The 18783-nt window shown below is 69.8% G+C and carries 5 protein-coding genes; 2 read left to right on the forward strand and 3 right to left on the reverse strand.

Annotated features, from left to right (window positions below):
- The first annotated feature begins 1 nt into the window (after nucleotide 1).
- A complete protein-coding gene (locus tag MYSTI_RS06825; RefSeq protein WP_015346984.1) occupies nucleotides 2-11284 on the forward strand; it encodes a non-ribosomal peptide synthetase in 11283 nt (3760 codons plus the stop codon).
- On the opposite strand, the gene MYSTI_RS06830 is transcribed toward MYSTI_RS06825, so the two are convergent.
- The 3 genes from MYSTI_RS06830 to hflX form a co-directional block, all read right to left on the reverse strand.
- Nucleotides 11281-15024: a type I polyketide synthase gene (locus MYSTI_RS06830; protein ID WP_015346985.1), complete on the reverse strand. Its 3744-nt coding sequence runs from the start codon at nucleotides 15022-15024 to the stop codon at nucleotides 11281-11283. The two genes, MYSTI_RS06825 and MYSTI_RS06830, sit on opposite strands and share 4 nt — an antisense overlap.
- 290 nt (nucleotides 15025-15314) lie before the next feature.
- The gene (locus tag MYSTI_RS06835) at nucleotides 15315-15755 is read right to left on the reverse strand and encodes a hypothetical protein (RefSeq protein WP_015346986.1); all 441 of its coding nucleotides are present in this window, start codon (nucleotides 15753-15755) and stop codon (nucleotides 15315-15317) included.
- 55 nt (nucleotides 15756-15810) lie between these two features.
- Nucleotides 15811-17463, reverse strand: a complete 1653-nt coding sequence (gene hflX / locus MYSTI_RS06840) for a GTPase HflX (RefSeq protein ID WP_044279152.1) — start codon at nucleotides 17461-17463, stop codon at nucleotides 15811-15813.
- A 165-nt stretch (nucleotides 17464-17628) separates the two neighbouring features.
- On the opposite strand from hflX, the gene proB reads away from it, so the two are divergent.
- Complete coding sequence (proB, locus tag MYSTI_RS06845; RefSeq protein WP_015346988.1) at nucleotides 17629-18756, forward strand: glutamate 5-kinase; 1128 nt, start codon at nucleotides 17629-17631, stop codon at nucleotides 18754-18756.
- Nucleotides 18757-18783: the final 27 nt, after the last annotated feature.

An 18783-nucleotide genomic window follows, 5' to 3' on the forward strand; every position in this document is an offset into this window, starting at 1 on the left:
CATGTCCGCGCACGAGTCGAAGCCCGCGAGTCCTCGCGTCCGCAGGCCCCCGCCAGTGGTGGCCGCACGTCGGGACGGGCCCTTGCCCCTGTCCTTCGCGCAGCGGCGGATGTGGTTCCTCTCGCGGATGGACCCGTCGGGCTTCGCGTACAACGCGCCGTTCTTCTCCCGGCTGAGCGGGCCGTTGGATGTGGCGGCGTTGGAGCGCGCCCTCGACGCCGTGGTCCGCCGGCACGAGGCGCTGCGGACGACCTTCGTGGAGGTGGAGGGGGAGCCGGTGCAGTGCATCGCGCCGGACGCGCCGGTGGTGCTGGAGGTGCGGCGGCTGGAGGGCCCGGAGCGCGAGCGCGAGGCCCGGAGACGGGCGGAGGAGGAGGCGCGGCGTCCGTTCGACTTGAGCGTGGGGCCGATGCTGCGCGCGAGCCTCTTGCGGCTGGATGAAGAGGAGCACGTGTTGCTCCTGACGCTGCACCACATCGCGTGCGACGGCTGGTCGCTGTCGCTGCTGGAGCTGGAGTTGCGGGCGCTGTACGCGGCGTCGCTCGACGGGCGCGAGCCGATGCTCCCCGCGTTGAAGGTCCAGTACGCGGACCACGCGATGTGGCAGCGCGAGTGGTTGACGGGAGAGGTGCTGGAGGAGCAGCTCGCGTGGTGGAAGGGGCACCTGGCGGGAGCCTCGCCCGCGCTGGTGCTGCCGGTGGACCGGCCGAGGCCGCCGGTGCAGTCCTCGCGAGGCGCCGTGCTGGGCGTGCCGTTCCCCGCGGAGCTGATGCGGGCGTTGGAGGCGCGCTGCAAGCAGGAGTCGGTGACGCCGTTCATGTGGCTGCTGTCAGCCCTCCAGGCCGTGCTGTCGAGGCACAGCGGGCAGCGGGACGTGGTGGTGGGGACGCCCATCGCGGGACGGAGCCGTCGCGAGGTGGAGGGGCTCATCGGCTTCTTCGCCAACACGCTGGCGCTGCGCGTGGACGTGGAGGGGAGCGAGCCCTTCCAGGGCTTGTTGAAGCGGGTGCGTCAGGCGTGCCTGGGGGCGTACCAGCACCAGGATGTGCCGTTCGAGAAGCTGGTGGATGCGCTGCGGCCGGTGCGAGACCTGAGCCGCACTCCGTTGTTCCAGGTGCTGCTCGTGCTCCAGAACGCGCCGCCGCTGGTGCGCCTGGCGGGCGTGGAGTCGAGGGACCTGGACTTCGAGCCCGGCGTCGCCAAGTTCGACCTGACGCTCTTCGTGCGCGAGACGCCCGAGGGATGGATGGGTTTCTGGGAGTACAGCACCGCGCTGTTCGACGAGGCGACGGTGCGGCGGCTCGCGGGCCACTACGGGGCGTTCCTGTCGGGGGTGGTGTCGAACCCCGCGCTGGAGGTGGGGCAGGTGGAGCTCCTCGACGAGGAGGAGAAGCGCGAGGTGTTGGTGGAGTGGAGCGGGCGTCAGGTGGTGGAGCGCCCGGCGGAGCTGGTGCACCGGTGGGTGGAAGCACAGGTGTCGCGCACGCCTGACGCGGTGGCGGTGACGGATGGGCGGGAGTCGCTGACGTATGCGCAGCTGGAGCAGCGGGCCAACCAGGTCGCGCACCACCTGATCTCGCTGGGGCTTCGTCCTGGAAGCGCGCTGGGGTTGTGTCTGGAGCGGAGCAGCCTGGACGTTCCGGTGGTGGTGCTCGCGGCGCTGAAGGCGGGGGTGACGTACCTGCCGCTGGACCCGGTGTATCCACCAGGGCGGCTGGCGCAGATGCTGGAGGACGTGGGTGCGCCCGTGGTGCTGGTGCACGCCTCGCTGGAGCACGCGCTGCCGGAGGCGTGTCCGGCCCGGCGGGTGCGACTGGAGGACGAGCAGGGGCGCATCGCGACGCGGCCCACGACGGGGCCGGACTGGGAGCTGTCTCCGGAGCTGCCCTGCTACGTCATCTTCACGTCGGGGAGCACGGGGCGGCCCAAGGGCGTGACGATGTCCCATCGGGGCGTGGGCACGCTGGTGGAGTGGCAGACCGCGACCACGTCGGCGCGAGGGTCGAGGACCCTCCAGTTCTCCTCGCTGAGCTTCGATGTGTCGTTCCAGGAGATGTTCTGCACGTGGAGCGAGGGCGGCACGCTGGTGCTTGTCTCGGCGGCGACGCATCAGGACCCCGCGCTGTTGTTGACGCACATGCGGGAGCACCGCGTGGAGCGGCTCTTCCTCCCGTATGTCGCGCTCCAGGCGCTGTGTGAGCGGGCGCGGCACGAGGCGGAGCTTCCACCGTTGCGCGAGGTGGCGACGGCGGGCGAGGCGCTGCACGTGACGCCCGCGCTGGTGTCGTTCTTCGAGCGGCTGCCCGGGTGCGTGCTGGAGAATCAGTACGGGCCGGTGGAAGGCCACGTGGTGACGGCCTGGCGGGCGCGAGGGGCTCCCTCGACGTGGCCCGCGCTGCCGCCAGTGGGGCGTCCCATCTCGCTCGCGACGGTGTACGTGCTGGATGCGTGGGGCGCGCCGTGTCCGGTGGGGGTGACGGGAGAGGTGTACCTGGGGGCGCGGAGCCTCGCGCATGGCTACTGGGGCCGCGCGGAGCTGACGGCGGAGCGCTTCGTTCCCGATGCCTTCCACCGAGGAGAGGACGGGCGGCGGCTGTACCGCACGGGCGACCTGGCGCGGTGGCTGGCGGACGGGAACCTGGAGCTGCAGGGCCGGAGGGATGCGCAGGTGAAGGTGCGCGGCTTCCGGGTGGAGCCGGGCGAGGTCGAGGTGGCGCTGAAGGAGCAGCCCGGCGTCGGCGACGCGGTGGTGGTCGTGAGGGCGTCGGGGCGAGGTGACAAGCAGTTGGTGGGGTTCGTGGTGTCCCCGCTCGCGTGGGACGCGGAGGCCCTGAAGCGCCAGCTCGGGGCGCGGCTGCCGGAGTACATGGTGCCCGCGTCGTTGATTCGGGTGGATGTGCTGCCGTTGGCTCCCTCGGGCAAGGTGGACCGGCGCGCGCTGGAGACGATGGAGGTCGAGCGCGGCGATGAGGGGGCCGGCTACGAAGCACCGCGAGACGCACGGGAGCGGATGCTGGCGGAGGTCTGGGGCGAGGTGCTGGGCCTCGCTCCCGTGGGCGTGCGGGACGACTTCTTCGCGCTGGGCGGACACTCGCTCCTGGCCACGCGAGTGGTGTCTCGGCTGAGGGACTTGCTGGGGCAGGACGTCCCCGTGCGCTTGTTGTTCGAGGCGCCCACGGTGCGCGCGTTGGCGGAGCGCCTGAGTGTGCTCGCGGGGCATGTGCGGCTCCCGGAGTTGCAGCGAGCGGTCCGGCGCGAGGACACGCCGTTGTCCTTCGCGCAGCAGCGCCTGTGGTTCCTGGCGCAGCTCGATGCGGGAGGACACTCGTACAACCTGCCGTTCGTCGTCCGCCTCCAGGGGGCCGTGGAGGTGGAGGCGCTGGAGCGCTCCCTGGTGGACGTGGTGCGGCGGCATGAGGCGCTGCGCACGAGCTTCGTGGAGGTGGACGGCGAGCCCGTGCAGCGCGTGAGCCCGGACGCGACGTTGTCCCTGGGCGTGGAGCTGTTGGACGGGACGGAGGAGGTGGAGGAGGCGGTGCGGCGGCGGGTGGTGCGCGAGGTCCAGGCGCCGTTCGATGTATCGCGAGGCCCCCTGCTGCGAGCGACCCTGTTGCACACGGGGGGCGACAGTCACGTGCTGATGGTGGTGCTGCACCACCTGGTGGCGGACGGCGGGTCGTTGAGCGTGCTCAGCCAGGAGCTGGAGGCCCTGTACGCAGCGGCGCTGAAGGGGGAGGTCGCGGCCCTCCCGGCGCTGCCCGTGCAGTACGCCGACTACACGCTCTGGCAGCGAGGTTGGCTGAAGGGAGACGTGGAGGCCGCGCAGCTCGCGTGGTGGGGTGAAGCGCTGAAGGGCGCGCCGCCCGTGCTGGAGTGGCCCACGGACAGGCCGAGGCCCGCGGTGCAGACCTATCGAGGCGCCAGTGTGCCGGTGTGTCTGTCGGCGGAGCTGACCGAGTCCTTGCGGCGGCTGGGCCGACGAGAAGGCGTGACGCTGTACATGACGCTGCTGGCGGCGTTCCAGACGTTCCTGGCGCGCTACAGCGGGCAGTGGGACGTGGTGGTGGGGACGCCCGTGTCGGGGCGGACGGCGAAGGAGACAGAAGCGCTGGTGGGCTTCTTCGTGAACACGCTGGCCCTGCGCGCGCGCCCGGGGGCGGAGGCGACGTTCCAGACATTCCTGCGCGAGACGAAGGAGACGGTGCTCGGGGCCTTCGCGCACCAGGATGTGCCCTTCGAGCGATTGGTGGAGCACCTGCGCCCGGAGCGGGACTTGAGCCGCTCACCGCTGTTCCAGGTGCTCTTCACGTTGCAGGAGGCCACGCCCCTGCTGTCGCTCCCCGGAGTCCAGGCGCGCCCCTGGGACTTCGCGAGCACCATCGCGAAGTTCGACCTCGAGCTGCTGCTGGTCGATGCACCGGGGGCCGGTGTCGAGGGACAGCTCATCTACAACGCGGACCTGTTCGAGCCCGCCACCGTCCAGCGCATCGCGGAGTGCTTCCTCGAGCTGTCGCGCAACCTCGTCGCGAGTCCGGAGGCGCGGCTGTCGTCGCTGTCGCTCCTGCCGGAGGCCGCGCGTCAGCGGATGTTGGTGGAGTGGAACCAGACGGCCGTGGAGTTCCCGAGAGAGGCGTGTGTCCACCACCTCTTCGAGGCGCAGGTCGCGCTGCGTCCCGACGCGGTGGCGCTGGAGTTCGGCGAGCAGCGATGGAGCTACCGGGCGCTGGATGCGCGGGCGAACCAGCTGGCCTGGGCCCTGCGGGCGCGAGGCGTGGGCGCGGACACGTTGGTGGCGGTGTGTCTGGAGCGCTCGGTGGAGCTCATCGTGGCGCTGCTGGGCATCCTCAAGGCGGGGGGAGCCTACGTGCCGCTGGACTCCAGCTATCCGGCGCGGCGGTGGGAGCAGATGTTGGAGGACTCGGCGCCCAGGTTGTTGCTCACGACGCGGGCCCTGTCGGCGCAGCTGCCCGAGTCCTCCCTGCCCGAGCTGATGTTGCTGGAGGACCTGCGGTGGGAGGAGTGGCCCTCGACGACGTCGAGGATGCCCGTGTCGGGGCGGAACCTGGCGTATGTGGACTTCACGTCGGGGAGCACGGGGCGCCCCAAGGGCGTGGCCGTCGAGCACCGAGGTGTCCTGCGTCTGTTGTACGGCGCGCCCTATGCGCGGCTGGGACCGGAGGAGACGTTCCTGCTCATCGCGCCCATCTCCTTCGATGCGTCGACGTTGGAGGTCTGGGGGCCGCTGTGCCTGGGGGGCCGCCTGGTGGTCTTCCCGCCGCGTTCGCCCAGTGAGCTGGACCTGCTGAAGGACGTGCTGCGCCGCCACTCGGTGACCTTGTTGCATCTGACAGCGGGGTTGTTCAGCCAGATGGTGGAGCTGGAGATGGAGGGGCTGAAGGGCGTGCGCCAGCTCCTGACGGGAGGCGACGTCGTGTCCGCGCCGCACGTGAGGCGCGTGTTGGAGGAGCTGGGGATTCCAGTGACGGCCTGCTACGGGCCGACGGAGAGCACGCTGTTCACGTCGACCCACCGCATGGCGCGAGTGGAGGACGTCGGGGCCTCGGTGCCCATTGGCCGGCCGATCGGCAACACGCAGGTGTACGTGTTGGACGCGGGCCTGGAGCCGGTGCCGGTGGGCGTGGCGGGCGAGCTGTTCATCGGAGGTGATGGCCTCGCGCGGGGATACCTGCGCCAGCCGGACGTGACGGCGGACCGCTTCATTCCGAATCCCTTCAGCACGGTGTCAGGGGAGCGGCTCTATCGCACGGGGGACCTGGCGCGCTGGCGGGTGGACGGCGTGTTGGAGTTCCTGGGGCGACGCGACAGCCAGGTGAAGGTGCGGGGATACCGCATCGAGCTGGGGGAGGTGGAGGCGGCGCTGCTCGCGCATCCCTCGGTGAAGGACGGGTTGGTGGTGGCGAGGGATGGGGTGGGGGGCAAGCGGCTGGTCGCGTACTACGTGGAGCACGCGGAGACGCCCGACGCGCCGGTCGTGAAGGAGTGGCTGAAGCAGCGGCTCCCTGAGTTCATGGTGCCTTCGGCGTTCGTGAAGCTGGACGCGCTGCCGCTGACCGCGAACGGCAAGGTGGACCGCAAGGCCCTGCCGTCGCCGGAGCAGGAAGGGGCGGCGGGAGACGAGGCGCAGGGGCCTCGGAGCGTCATGGAGGGGTTGGTGGCGCGCATCTGGATGCCGCTGCTGGGCGTGGCGCGCGTGGGCGTGAAGGACGACTTCTTCGCGTTGGGGGGACACTCACTGTTGGCGACGCGAGTGGTGTCTCGACTGCGGGAGGCGCTGGGCCGCGAGGTCCCGGTGCGGATGTTGTTCGAGGCGCCCACGCTGGAGTCCCTGGCCGAGCGACTGGAGGCGATGAAGGCGACGACGCTCGGGACGAAGCAGGCACCCGCGTTGGTGCGAGTGCCTCGCAGCGAGGGGATGCCGCTGTCCTTCGCGCAGCGACGTCTGTGGTTCCTCGGGAGCCTGGATGCGGGGGGCTATTCGTACAACCTGCCCTTCGTCGTCCGGCTGCGAGGCGTGTTGGACGTGGCCGCGCTGGAGCATGCGTTCACGGAGTTGGTGTGGCGCCATGAAGCCCTGCGCACGACGTTCGCCGAAGTGGAGGGCGAGCCCGTGCAGCGCATCGCCTCACCGGAGCCCGTGCGCGTGCAGGTGGTGGATGCACGGGGCGTCGCGACGCGGCCTCACGTCGAAGCCCTGGCGCGAGCGTCCTTCGACCTGACGAAAGGGCCGCTGCTGAGGGTGACGTTGGTGAAGGAGGGTGAAGGGGAGCACGTGATGGTGGTGGTGGTGCACCACATCGTGGCGGACGGGTGGTCGATGGGGGTGATGGCGAGGGAGGTGGAGGCGCTGTACGGGGCGTACGTGAAGGGGGAGGAGGGGAAGCTGGAGGAGGTGGGGTTGCAGTACGCGGACTACGCGGTGTGGCAGCGGGAGTGGATGAAGGGGGCGGTGCTGGAGGAGCAGTTGGGGTGGTGGAGGGAGAGGTTGAGGGGAGCGCCGGAGGTGCTGGAGGTGCCGACGGACCGGGCGAGGCCAGCGGTGCAGGGGTACCGAGGCGCGAGCGTCGCGGTGAGGATGAAGGAGGAGCTGGCGGAGGGGCTGAGGGAGCTGAGTCGACGAGAAGGCGTGACGCTGTACATGACGCTGCTGGCGGGGTTCCAGACGCTGCTGGCGAGGTACAGCGGGCAGTGGGACGTGGTGGTGGGCTCGCCGGTGTCGGGGAGGACGGTGAAGGAGGTGGAGGGGCTCATCGGGTTCTTCGTGAACACGATGGTGGTGAGGACGGAGGCGGGGGGCGAGCTGACGTTCCGGGAGATGTTGGGGAAGGTGAAGGAGTCGGTGCTGGGAGCGCTGGGTCACCAGGAGGTGCCGTTCGAGAAGCTGGTGGAGGCGATGAGTCCGGCGCGAGACATGAGCCGTGCTCCACTGGTCCAGGTGGCGTTTGGTTTGAATGGGCCGGCGCGGTTGCCTCGGCTGCCGGGTGTGAGCGCGTCGGAGGTGGAGTACGAGCCGGGCATGGCGAAGTTCGACCTCGCGTTGTCGGTGCGCGAGGACGCCGAGGACCTGACGAGCTTCTGGGAGCTCAACACGGACCTGTTCGAGCGAGAGACCGTGGAGCGCATGGCCGCGCACTACCAGCAGTTGCTGGAGGCCGCGGTGAGGGAGCCCGAGACGCGGCTGGATGCGCTCCCCATGGCGGGGCATCGGGATGTGCCCGTGAAGCGGGCCCTGACGGCTCCGCCGCTGAAGAAGAAGGCGCAGTGGACGCCTGAAGGCTTCATCGCGCCGAGGACCGCGCTCGAGGAGCTGGTGGCGGACACGTGGGCTCCGTTGCTGGGGATGAAGCGGGTCGGCGCGGAGGACCACTTCTTCGACCAGGGTGGGCACTCGTTGCTGGTGATGCAGGTGGCTTCGCGACTGCGCGAGGTGCTGGGTCGCGACATCCCCGTGCGCATGCTCTTCGAGTCACCCAGGTTGTCGGAGCTGGCCAGCCACCTCGAAGACCTGGTGCGAGGCACCCCCGGTCCGGTGCGTCCGGCGCTGCCTCCCGTGTCGAGCCGGGAGGTGTTGCCGCAGTCGTTCGCGCAGCAGCGCTTGTGGTTCCTGGACCGGCTGGAGCCGAACAGCCCGCTCTACAACATCGCGCTGGCGATGAAGCTGGAGGGCGTGCTCGATGTGGCGGCGCTGGAGCGGGCCTTCAACACCGTGGTCCGTCGTCACGCGTCGCTGCGGACGACGTTCCGTCAGGACGAGCAAGGCGCGGTGCAGTGCATCCACCCAGAGGTCTCGCTGCCGTTGGCGGTGGTGGACCTGACTGAGCTTTCGGGCGCGATTCGAGCGCAAGAGGTGTCGCGGCTCGTCGCGCAGGAGGGGCATCGGCCCTTCGACCTGACGAAGGGGCCGCTGCTGAGGGTGACGTTGGTGAAGGAGGGTGAAGGGGAGCACGTGATGGTGGTGGTGGTGCACCACATCGTGGCGGACGGGTGGTCGATGGGGGTGATGGCGAGGGAGGTGGAGGCGCTGTACGGGGCGTACGTGAAGGGGGAGGAGGGGAAGCTGGAGGAGGTGGGGTTGCAGTACGCGGACTACGCGGTGTGGCAGCGGGAGTGGATGAAGGGGGAGGTGCTGGAGGAGCAGCTGGGGTGGTGGAGGGAGAGGTTGAGGGGAGCGCCGGAGGTGCTGGAGGTACCGACGGACCGGGCGAGGCCAGCGGTGCAGGGGTACCGAGGCGCGAGCGTCGCGGTGAGGGTGAAGGGGGAGCTGGCGGAGGGGCTGAGGGAGCTGAGCCGACGAGAAGGCGTGACGCTGTACATGACGCTGCTGGCGGGGTTCCAGACGCTGCTGGCGAGGTACAGCGGGCAGTGGGACGTGGTGGTGGGCTCGCCGGTGTCGGGGAGGACGGTGAAGGAGGTGGAGGGGCTCATCGGGTTCTTCGTGAACACGATGGTGGTGAGGACGGAGGCAGGGGGAGAGCTGACGTTCCGGGAGATGTTGGGAAAGGTGAAGGAGTCGGTGCTGGGAGCGCTGGGCCACCAGGAGGTGCCGTTCGAGAAGCTGGTGGAGGCGATGAGTCCGGCGCGAGACATGAGCCGTGCTCCACTGGTCCAGGTCGTGTTCCAGCTTCAGAACGCCTACTCGGGAGACCTCGCGTTGGCGGGGCTCCAGCAGCGACCGATGGACCACGGGCTGCGGTTCGCGAAGGTCGACCTCGCCTTGAGCCTCCAGGAGACCTCCGAGGGACTCCAGGGCGAGCTCGACTTCAGCAGCGACTTGTATGACGTGGCGACGATGGCTCGCTTCAGCGAGCACCTGGTGAACCTGCTGGAGGCCGCGGTGGCGGAGCCGTCGAGCCGGCTGCTCGACCTGCCGCTGTTGAAGGAGTCCTCGAGAAAGCAGCTGCTGACCCATGGCGGCCGCGAGGCCCCTTTCGAAGGCCAGTGCCTCCACCGCATGTTCGAGGCGCAGGTCGCGAGGACGCCCGCCGCGGTCGCGGTGGTGATGGACGGGCAGGTCCTCACGTATGCGGAGCTGGACCGGAGGGCTCGCAAGCTGGCCCGCGTCCTGCGCCAGTGGGGCGTGCGCCCCGATGTCGTGGTGGCGTTGTGTCTTGCACCGAGCTTCGACTGGGTCGTCGCGGTGTTCGCCATCCTCAAGGCGGGTGGCGCCTACCTGCCGATGGACCCGGAGCATCCCGCCGAGCGGCTCGCGTACATGTTGGATGACGCGAAGGTGGCGCTGCTGGTGTCGAAGTCGGAGGAGGCGTCCTCGCTCGCATACTCGGGCGCCATGGTGTTGCTGGATGAGCTCGGTGAGCTGCCGGAGGTGGCGGGGACGGAAGAGCTGGCGCCGGAGGTCACGGCTCGGAATCTGGCGTACGTCATCTACACGTCCGGGAGCACGGGCCGTCCCAAGGGGACGCTGCTGGAGCACCGGGGCGCCTCGAACCTCGCCGAGGCCTTTGGTCCGGCGCGTGGCGGCATCGGGCCGGGAGAGCGGGTGTTGCACTTCGCTCCGGTGAGCTTCGACGCCTCGGTGGCGGACCTCTTCCCCACGCTGCTGAGCGGGGCGACGGTGGTGCTGGCTCGGCGTGAGCAGATGGGACCGGGACGGCCGCTGGCGGAGTTGCTCGTCCGGGAGCAGGTCACCTCGGTGGCCTTGCCTCCGTCGGTCCTGGCGCTGCTGCCGACGGGAGACTATCCGTCGCTGCGAGTCATCGTCTCCGTGGGCGAGGCTTGCAACACCGAGCTGGTGGCGCGGTGGAGTCCGGGTCGCCTCTTCATGAATGGTTACGGCCCGACGGAAGGGACGGTGTGCGCGACGCTGGCCGAGTGCGTGGCGGGAGAGCGCCTCACGATCGGCGTGCCGCTGCGCAACGTCGTGACGCGGGTGATGGACGAAGCGGGGCAGCTGGTGCCGCCTGGAGTTTGGGGCGAGCTGTACCTGGGCGGCATGGGACTGGCGCGAGGCTACCTGGGCCGACCGGAGCTGACGGCGGAGCGCTTCGTCCCGGACCCGTTCGGTTCGGGTGGGCGGCTGTATCGAACGGGCGATGTGGTTCGAGTGCTCGCCGATGGTCGTTACGAGTACCTGCGACGCGCCGACCATCAGGTGAAGGTGCGAGGTGTCCGTGTCGAGCCAGGCGAGGTCAGCGCGGCGCTCGCGACGTTGCCGGGAGTCCGCTCCGCCGTGGCGATGGGCCGGGAGGACACGCAGGGAGAGCGTCGTCTGGTGGCGTATGTCGTTCCGATGGACGACGCGGCGCTGACGGTGGATGTGCTGCGCGTGGGGTTGAAGCGCTTGCTGCCGGAGCCGTGGATTCCGTCGGCCTTCGTGCTGTTGCGCGAGCTGCCGCTCACTCCGAATGGAAAGCTGGACCTGAAGGCGTTGCCCGCGCCGGAGTCACACCGCCCCGAGCTGAGCGGCGGTTACGTCGCGCCCCAGGAGGGAATGGAGCAGCTCCTCGCGCAGCTCGTGGCGGAGGTCCTGAAGCTGGACCGAGTGGGGGCCTCGGACAACTTCTTCGACCTGGGGGGGAACTCGCTCCTGTTGCAGATGCTCCAGATGAAGTTGGAGGAGCGGCTGCGGCGCAAGGTGCCGCTGGTGTTGTTGCTCCAATACCCATCGGTGCGCGCGCTGGCGGCGCAGCTTGGCGCTTCGGAGCCGGAGCCGCAGGCGCCGAAGGCCGCCGTGGCGGCTTCCGGGGACAGGCGTGAGGGACTCCAGCGACTCGCCCGGCAGCGTCGTCAGCGTCCGGGCTCGGACTAGCGAAGCACGCGCGCCAGCTTCGTGACGAGCACCTCGAGATGAGGTGCTTGCAGCATGGAGTAGTGGTCACCCGGAGCGACGTCCACGCGCAGCGAGGCGCCGAGGTCCATCCAGCCCAGCTCCGGGTGGAGCGGGAGGCCCGGGGCGAGCTCTCGGGCGCGGAAGAACTGGAGCTCACCGCCCTCCCAGGGAAGCGGCTTGTAGAGGCTCATGGCGCGCGAGTTCGCGCGGAGCACGTCGAGCTGGCGCCGTGCCTGCTCCACGGTGGTGAACAGGGCCGGGACTCCGTCGCGTGCCTCTTCTTCCTGGAGGCGGTGGAACTGCTCCTCGAAGGAGAGTCCCGCGGGCCACGCGGGGGCGGGCTTGAAGTTCCGTCCCACGCGGAAGGTCTGCAGGGTGAGCTGGTCCGCGAGCTCCACCGCGAAGTGCCCGGGGGGCGGCGTGTCGAGGAGGGTGCAGAGCGGAACGGCTTCGCCCTCGAGCGCCAGTCGGCGAGTCATCTCGTAGCTGATGGCGCCTCCCAGGGATGCGCCGATGAACAAGTAGGGCCCGCGTGGGCGCACGGTGCGAAGGGCGGCGAGGTAGTGCTCCGCCATCTGCTCCACCGTGGTGTGGCACGACTCGCCCTCTTCGAGTCCCAGCGCCGCGAGGCCGTAGCAGGAACGTCCGGGGGCGAGGAGCCGCGCCAGGTCCCGGTAGAAGAGCACCTGTCCACCCGCCGCATGCACGAAGAAGAGCGGTGGCCCCTGAGGGCCCTCCTGGAGCTGGACCAGGCAGCGAGGCGCGGGAGGCCGAGCGTCGTGGCGAGTCCCGATGCGCGCGGCGAGGTGGGCCACGGTGGGCCGCTCGACGATGTCCTTGAGGGAGAGTCGCGCGCCCAGCCGGTCCTGGATGCGAGCACTCAAGCGCAGCGCGAGGAGGGAGTCGCCCCCCAGCGAGAAGAAGTCATCGTGGATGCCGAGGCTCTCCAACTGGAACGTGAGCCAGAAACACTCGAGCAGCACCCGCTCGGTGTCATTGCGAGGCGGGGCGCCGCGCGTGTTCTCCGCGCGAATCACGGGGGGCGCGGGGGCCACGGCTTCGCGAGGCGACTGCTCGCCCGCGGGTTCAATCCAGTAGCGCTCCCGGTCGAAGCTGTAGCCTGGGAGCGTGACGCGACGTCGCCGCTCTCCGGCGCGGAAGTGTTCCCAGTCGATGGAGACACCCGCGAGCCAGGCCTCGCCCAGGGCCGCGAGCGGCGACGGGGCCTGCTCGGTGGAGGTGTTGTACGGCAGCGTGGCGACCACCGGCTGTGAGGTGCGGCCGGGGTGTCGCTTCGCGAGGGAGGTCAGCGCGGAGCCTGGGCCCACCTCGATGAAGGCGCGGTCTCCCGAGGAGAGCAGGAGCTGGAGTCCGTCCGAGAAGCGCACCGTCTCGCGGAGATGACGGCTCCAGTACGAGGGCGCCGTCACATCCCGTGGAGTGAGCCAGCGTCCGGTGAGGCTCGACACCATGGGGAGCTTGGGGGCTCTGGGTGAGAAGCGGGAGACCACGCGCTCGAAGTCCGCGAGGTGCGGTTCGAGCAGCGCCGAGTGCGCGGCATGTCCCAGGTGAAGCCTGCGTGACTCGATGCCACGGGTCGTGAGGGCGGCCTCCAGTGTTGCGAGCGCATCGAGCGGCCCCGAGATGACGCAATCCGAGGGCGAGTTGATGGCCGCCACGGACAGGGGATGCGTGACGAGTGACTCCACCTGCGCCAGGGGCGCGAGGACGGCGGTCATGCCTCCTGGGGGAAGGCGCTCCAGGATGCGCCCTCGCGCGACGACGAGCTCCAGGGCTTCTTCCAACGTGAAGACCCCCGCGAGACACGCGGCCACGTATTCGCCCAGGGAGTGGCCGAAGAGGGCCGTGGGCTGGACGCCCCAGGACAGCCAGCGCTGGGCCAAGGCCCAGTCACAGGTGAACAGCGCGGCTTGGGTCCAGAGCGGACGCGCGAGCTCACGCGCCGCCGCGTCGTAGCGCTCGGGGGAGGCGAACATCACCTCGCGCACGTCGCCCCCGAGAGGACCCTCGAGCAGCGCGGCGCAGCGGTCGATGGCGTCGCGGAAGACGGGCTCATGGAGCAGCTCGGCGCCCATGTTCACGCGCTGCGCGCCACCTCCCGGGAAGAGGAAGACGGCGCCTCGTTGTTCCGTCGCATCCAGCGCGGTCCGAGGGAGGGGCCCTTCGTCCCGCTGTCCCAGGCGAGCCGCCGCGTCGCCGAGCGTTCGTGCGGTGACGAAGCGGCGCCACTCGAAGCGGTTGCGACCCGTCTGGAGGGTGTGCGCCACATCCGCGAGAGGCGCCCGCGTGGCGCGCAGGTGCTCGCTCAGCTCCGTGGTCATCCGTTCCAGTGCGGCTTCGGAGCGGGCGGACAGCAGGAGCAACTCTTCGTCGGCGCGGGGTGGGGCGCTCGGGATGATAGGGGCTTCTTCAACGACGACGTGTGCGTTGGTGCCGCCCGTTCCGAACGAGCTGACCCCCGCGCGCCGAGGCCCGGGGCTGTCCCAGGCGCGAGGTGTGGCCACGACGTAGAAAGGGCTGCCTTCCAGCTCCAGGAGGGGATTGGGCGTGCGGAAGTGCAGGGTGGGCGGGAGCTTGCGGTGCTCCAGGGCCAGCACGGTCTTGATGAGCCCGGACATGCCGGAGGCCACGTCGAGGTGCCCCAGGTTGGTCTTCACCGAGCCCAGCCCGATGGAGCCAGGAGGCACGCCCTGGAAGACCTGCTTGAGCGCGGTGACTTCCACGGGGTCCCCGAGCGCGGTTCCTGTCCCGTGGGCCTCGATGTACGAGATGGACTCGGGCTCGACTCCCGCGAGCGAGAGGGCATCGCGAAGGGTGGAGGACTGGCCCGAGACGGAGGGCGCCATGTAGCCCGCCTTGGCGCTGCCATCGTTCCCGATGGCGGAGCCGAGGATGACCGCGCGAATCGGGTCTCCATCCGCGACCGCGTCCTCCAGGCGCTTGAGCAGCACCACTCCCACGCCGTTGCCCGGCACGGTGCCCGCGGCCTGGGCATCGAAGGCGCGGCAGTGTCCATCAGGTGAAGAGATGCCGCCTTGCTGCGCGCGGTAGGCCTTCAACTGCGGCGAGCGCACGGCCGCGCCTCCCGCGAGCGCCAGCCTGCACTCACCCGCGAGGAGCGCCTGACTGGCGAGGTGCACCGCCGTCAGGGAGGTGGAGCACGCGGTCTGCACGGTGATGGCGGGCCCGGTGAGGTTGAGCTTGTAGGAGACGCGTGTGGCGAGGAAGTCGGTGTGCGCCCCGAGGATGCTCTCCGACCAATCACTGGAGCGCCGCTCCATGTTGGGCAGGACGTTCGTCAGCAGATACGTGCTGAGCGAGGCGCCGCCATAGAGCCCCACGGGCAGCGGCTGCGCGCGAGCGGCATAGCCCGCGGACTCGAGCGCCCGCCAGCAGCACTCGAGGAAGAGGCGGTGTTGCGGGTCGAGCTGCTCGGCTTCGCGCGGCGAGTACCCGAAGAAGCGCGCATCGAAGAGGTCGGCATCCTCGACGACTCCGGCGGCGGCCACCCAGTCGTCACCTGTCGGCAGGCCCGCCTTCTCGCGTTGCTCGGCGTCGAGCACCGTGACGGAGTCCACGCCTGAGATGAGATTGGCCCAGAATCGCTGCTCATCGGGAGCGCCCGGGAAGCGGAGCGACAGGCCGATGATGGCGATAGCCGACGGGTTGAGAGACTCCGGGGGCGTGTTCTCATCCATTGCCCGAAATAGAGCATGGCTGAGAGTGCCCGGTGAGCCCGGAGCGCTAGATACTCAGTGAAAACAGAGCTGCGTCTGTATGACACACGCGGGTGTTGTCAGAGAGTCTCAAGGCTCTGGCCTGGTGCTGGCTTGCAACACGTCTCGATGCGGGCGGTAACCCCTTCGGAGCCACCACACGAGAGGTGGCCCGACGAGAAGCAGGAGCATGCCCATGAAGAACACCCATCCTGAGAACTCCATGGGAGGTGGCGCGCTGTCATCGACGAGCATGAACTCCATTCGGAGGCTCAGTACCGTCGCGTGTGCGAATCCGTCGACGCGCCTCGCACGCGCCAGACCGTGAGGCGCTGCGAGTTGGTGTGGCTCACCACCATGCCGTCCACCTGCATCTGCTCCAGCAGGCGGTTCGTCTTGAGGCGGTCCAGGCCCACGGCCTTCGCCAGCTCGTCACCGGGCATGCCGGTGATGTTGCGGCGCAGCTCGTTGACGATGGCCTTCTTGAACTCGTTCTTCTGGAGGCCGTCCAGGTCCTGGGTCCTCCAGGCCTGGAGGATGCCCGCGGCGATGAGCACCAGCGCGAGTATCGCCACCAGCGGGTAGATGATGTGGCTGTTCTGCTCCAGCACCTCGAAGTAGCTCGGGGACATGGAGGAGACAGGACGGGTGTAGTCCGGCGCCGCCTGGGCGAGCAGACCGGAGAGCAGCAAGGTCGATGCGGAAGAGGTCACCACGGCTCCCCGATGTTAGGGGGAGCCGTGCCTGCCCGGCAACCGGGACCGGACTTCAGATGACGCCGATGGTCTCGGACGCCCCTTCCGCGAAGAGGGTGGTGTCCGCCTTCGCCAGCAGGGCGGTGAGCCCCTCGCGCGTCTGGGCGCTGATGGCCACCCCGCCGCGCGCGCGCAGCAGCGAGTCCACCTCCTCCGCCCCCAGCAGGTCCGCCTTGTTCCACACCATCAACCGAGGCTTCTCCATCAACCCCAGCGACGAGAGGATCTTCTCCACCGCCTCCACCTGCTCGTCGCGCGCCGGGTCCGCCGTGTCCACCACGTGCAGGAGCAGGCTCGCGTCGTACAGCTCCTCCAGCGTGGCGCGGAAGGCCGCCACCAGGTCCTTGGGCAGGTCCCGGATGAAGCCCACCGTGTCGGTGATGATGACCTCGCGCTCCTGCGGGAAGCGCAGCCTGCGGCTCGTCGGGTCCAGCGTGGCGAACAGCTTGTTCTCCGCCAGCACCTGCGCGTTGGTGATGGCGTTGAGCAGCGTGGACTTGCCCGCGTTGGTGTAGCCGACGATGGAGATGACCGGCAGCTCGCGGCGGTTGCGCTGCGCCCGCCGCACACTGCGCTCCCGGCCAATCAGGTCGATGCGCTTCTCCAGGTGGGTGATGCGCTCGCGCACCCGGCGTCGGTCGATCTCCAGCTTCGTCTCGCCCGGGCCTCGACCGCCGATTCCACCCGCGAGCCGGCTGAGCGAGTCGTCGCTCTGCACCAGCCGAGGCAGCCGGTACTTCAGCTGCGCCAGCTCCACCTGCAGCTTGCCCTCGGCGCTCTGCGCGCGCTGCGCGAAGATGTCGAGGATGAGCTGCGTGCGGTCCAGGATCTTCAGGCTGGTCGCCTCGCCGATGTGGCGCCCCTGCGACGGGGTGAGGTCCTTGTCGAAGATGAGCAGGTCCACCATGGACTGCATCGAGCGCAGGTTCAGGTCCTCCAGCTTGCCCCGGCCGATGAGGTAGCGAGGGTCCGCCTCGCGCTTCACCTGCAGCACGCTGTCCACCACCTCCACGCCCGCCGTGCGCGCCAGTTCCTTGAGCTCCGCGAGGCTCGCCTCCGCCCGGCCGCGGTTTCCATCCAGGCACACCGCGACGAGGATGGCCTTCTCCCGCCCGCCCACCGCGCGCGCCGCCGCCTTGCGGCTGAACTCCTCTTCCAGCGCGCCCAGCGTGTCCACCAGGTCCGGCTGCTCCTGGTGCACGGAGGGCAGGGTGGCCACGTGCCAGAACTCGCCGCTGCCGTTCTCCGGCACGAGGTAGGCGTAGTGCAGCACGCTCGGCAGGCCCTCGCTCCCCACGCCGACGGCCGCCACGCAGTCCAGCCGCAGCAGCGCCAGGTCCGTCAGGTCGTCCTTGGTGAGGGGCTCGCTCTTGAGGTGCGTGTGCACCAGCCGCAGGCCACGCAGACGCACCTGGCCCGCGCGAGCACGGCCGATGTCGGGCAGCTCCAGCTTGTGGGCATTGCCGACCACCACGTGCTCGATTTCGCCCTTGCGATTGATGAGCACGCCCACCTGGCGGTTCGTCTCGTGTGACAGCTCGGTGAGGTGGCGGGCGAGCTCAGGCGAGACGATTTCGTGCGGGGACACGCGCCGGCGGAAGGTGTTCCGAAGCCGATGCTGCTCGTTCGCCTTGAGGCCCAGGGTGTTGCCGTAGATTTCCTTCAAACCTTGCTCTCCCGACGAGGGCCGGCCGCCCCCATCCATTTGGGCACTTTATACGGAGCCTTCTCCCGGGGGCTGACACACTCGTCCCCCGGCCCGAGGCGCCGGAACCCTATTGAACACACGGAGCTTGCCCCCTGTTTCCGTTTCCGTCCTACGCTGCGGCGCGTGAGTCACTCGGGACGTAACGCCCTGCGCGCCGCGAAGCGCGTGGTCGTGAAGATCGGCACCAACGCCCTCACCCATGCCACCGGTCGCTTCAATCGCGAGCACTTCGAGGCGCTGGGCAGGGACCTGCTCTGGGCGGCCCAGGGCCGCGAGCTCGTGGTGGTCTCCAGCGGCGCCATCGCCCTGGGCGTGGAGCGGCTGGGCCTGGCTGCTCGCCCTCGGGACATCCCGGGCAAGCAGGCCTGCGCCGCGGTGGGACAGAGCCGGCTGATGCAAGCCTACGAGGACGTCTTCGGAGGGCAGGGGCAGGCCGTCGCCCAGGTGCTCCTCACCCACGAGGACATGCGCGACCGGCGGCGCTACCTCAACGTGAAGCACACGCTGGAGCGGCTGCTGTCCGCTCGCGTGGTGCCGGTCATCAACGAGAACGACACCGTCTCCGTGGATGAGCTGAAGTTCGGCGACAACGACACGCTGGCGGGACTGGTGGCGGGGGTCGTGGAGGCGGACGCGCTGGTCCTCCTCTCCGACGTGGATGGGTTGCACACCGCGGACCCTCGCCGCGATGCGAGCGCGAAGTTGTTGGAGACGGTGGAGGAGGTGACGCCGGAGGTGCTCTCGCTCGCGGGAGGCACGTCCAGTGGCGTGGGCACCGGCGGCATGGCGACCAAGGTGCGCGCCGCCTCCAGCGCCGCGGAGCAGGGCATCCGAAGTGTCATCACCTCCGGCGCCGAGCCCGGTCGGCTGCGCGCCGTGCTGGGAGGCGAGCAGGTGGGGACACTCTTCGAGCCCACGGGCGCGCGCCGAGGCTCCCGCGCCGCGTGGATTGCCCATGCCCTCCGGCCGCAGGGCACGCTCCGAGTGGATGCGGGGGCTCGCGACGCCATCGTCCAGGGCAAGCGCAGCCTGCTTCCCAGCGGTGTGCGGAGCGTGGAGGGGGACTTTGATCGCGGCGACCCGGTGGATCTGGCGGACGAGTCCGGCGAGGTGTTCGCGCGAGGGCTCGCGTCGTACGACGCCCAGGAACTCCGGCGCATCGCGGGGCGACGCACCTCCGACATCGAGTCGGTCCTGGGCTACCGCTACCTGGACGAAGCCGTGCACCGCGACGACCTGGCGGTGCTCTAGCTTCGCGTGCGGCGATTCGAGAGGGCT

Origin of the sequence: Myxococcus stipitatus DSM 14675 (assembly GCF_000331735.1) — a bacterium.
GTDB classification, from domain to species: Bacteria; Myxococcota; Myxococcia; order Myxococcales; family Myxococcaceae; genus Myxococcus; species Myxococcus stipitatus.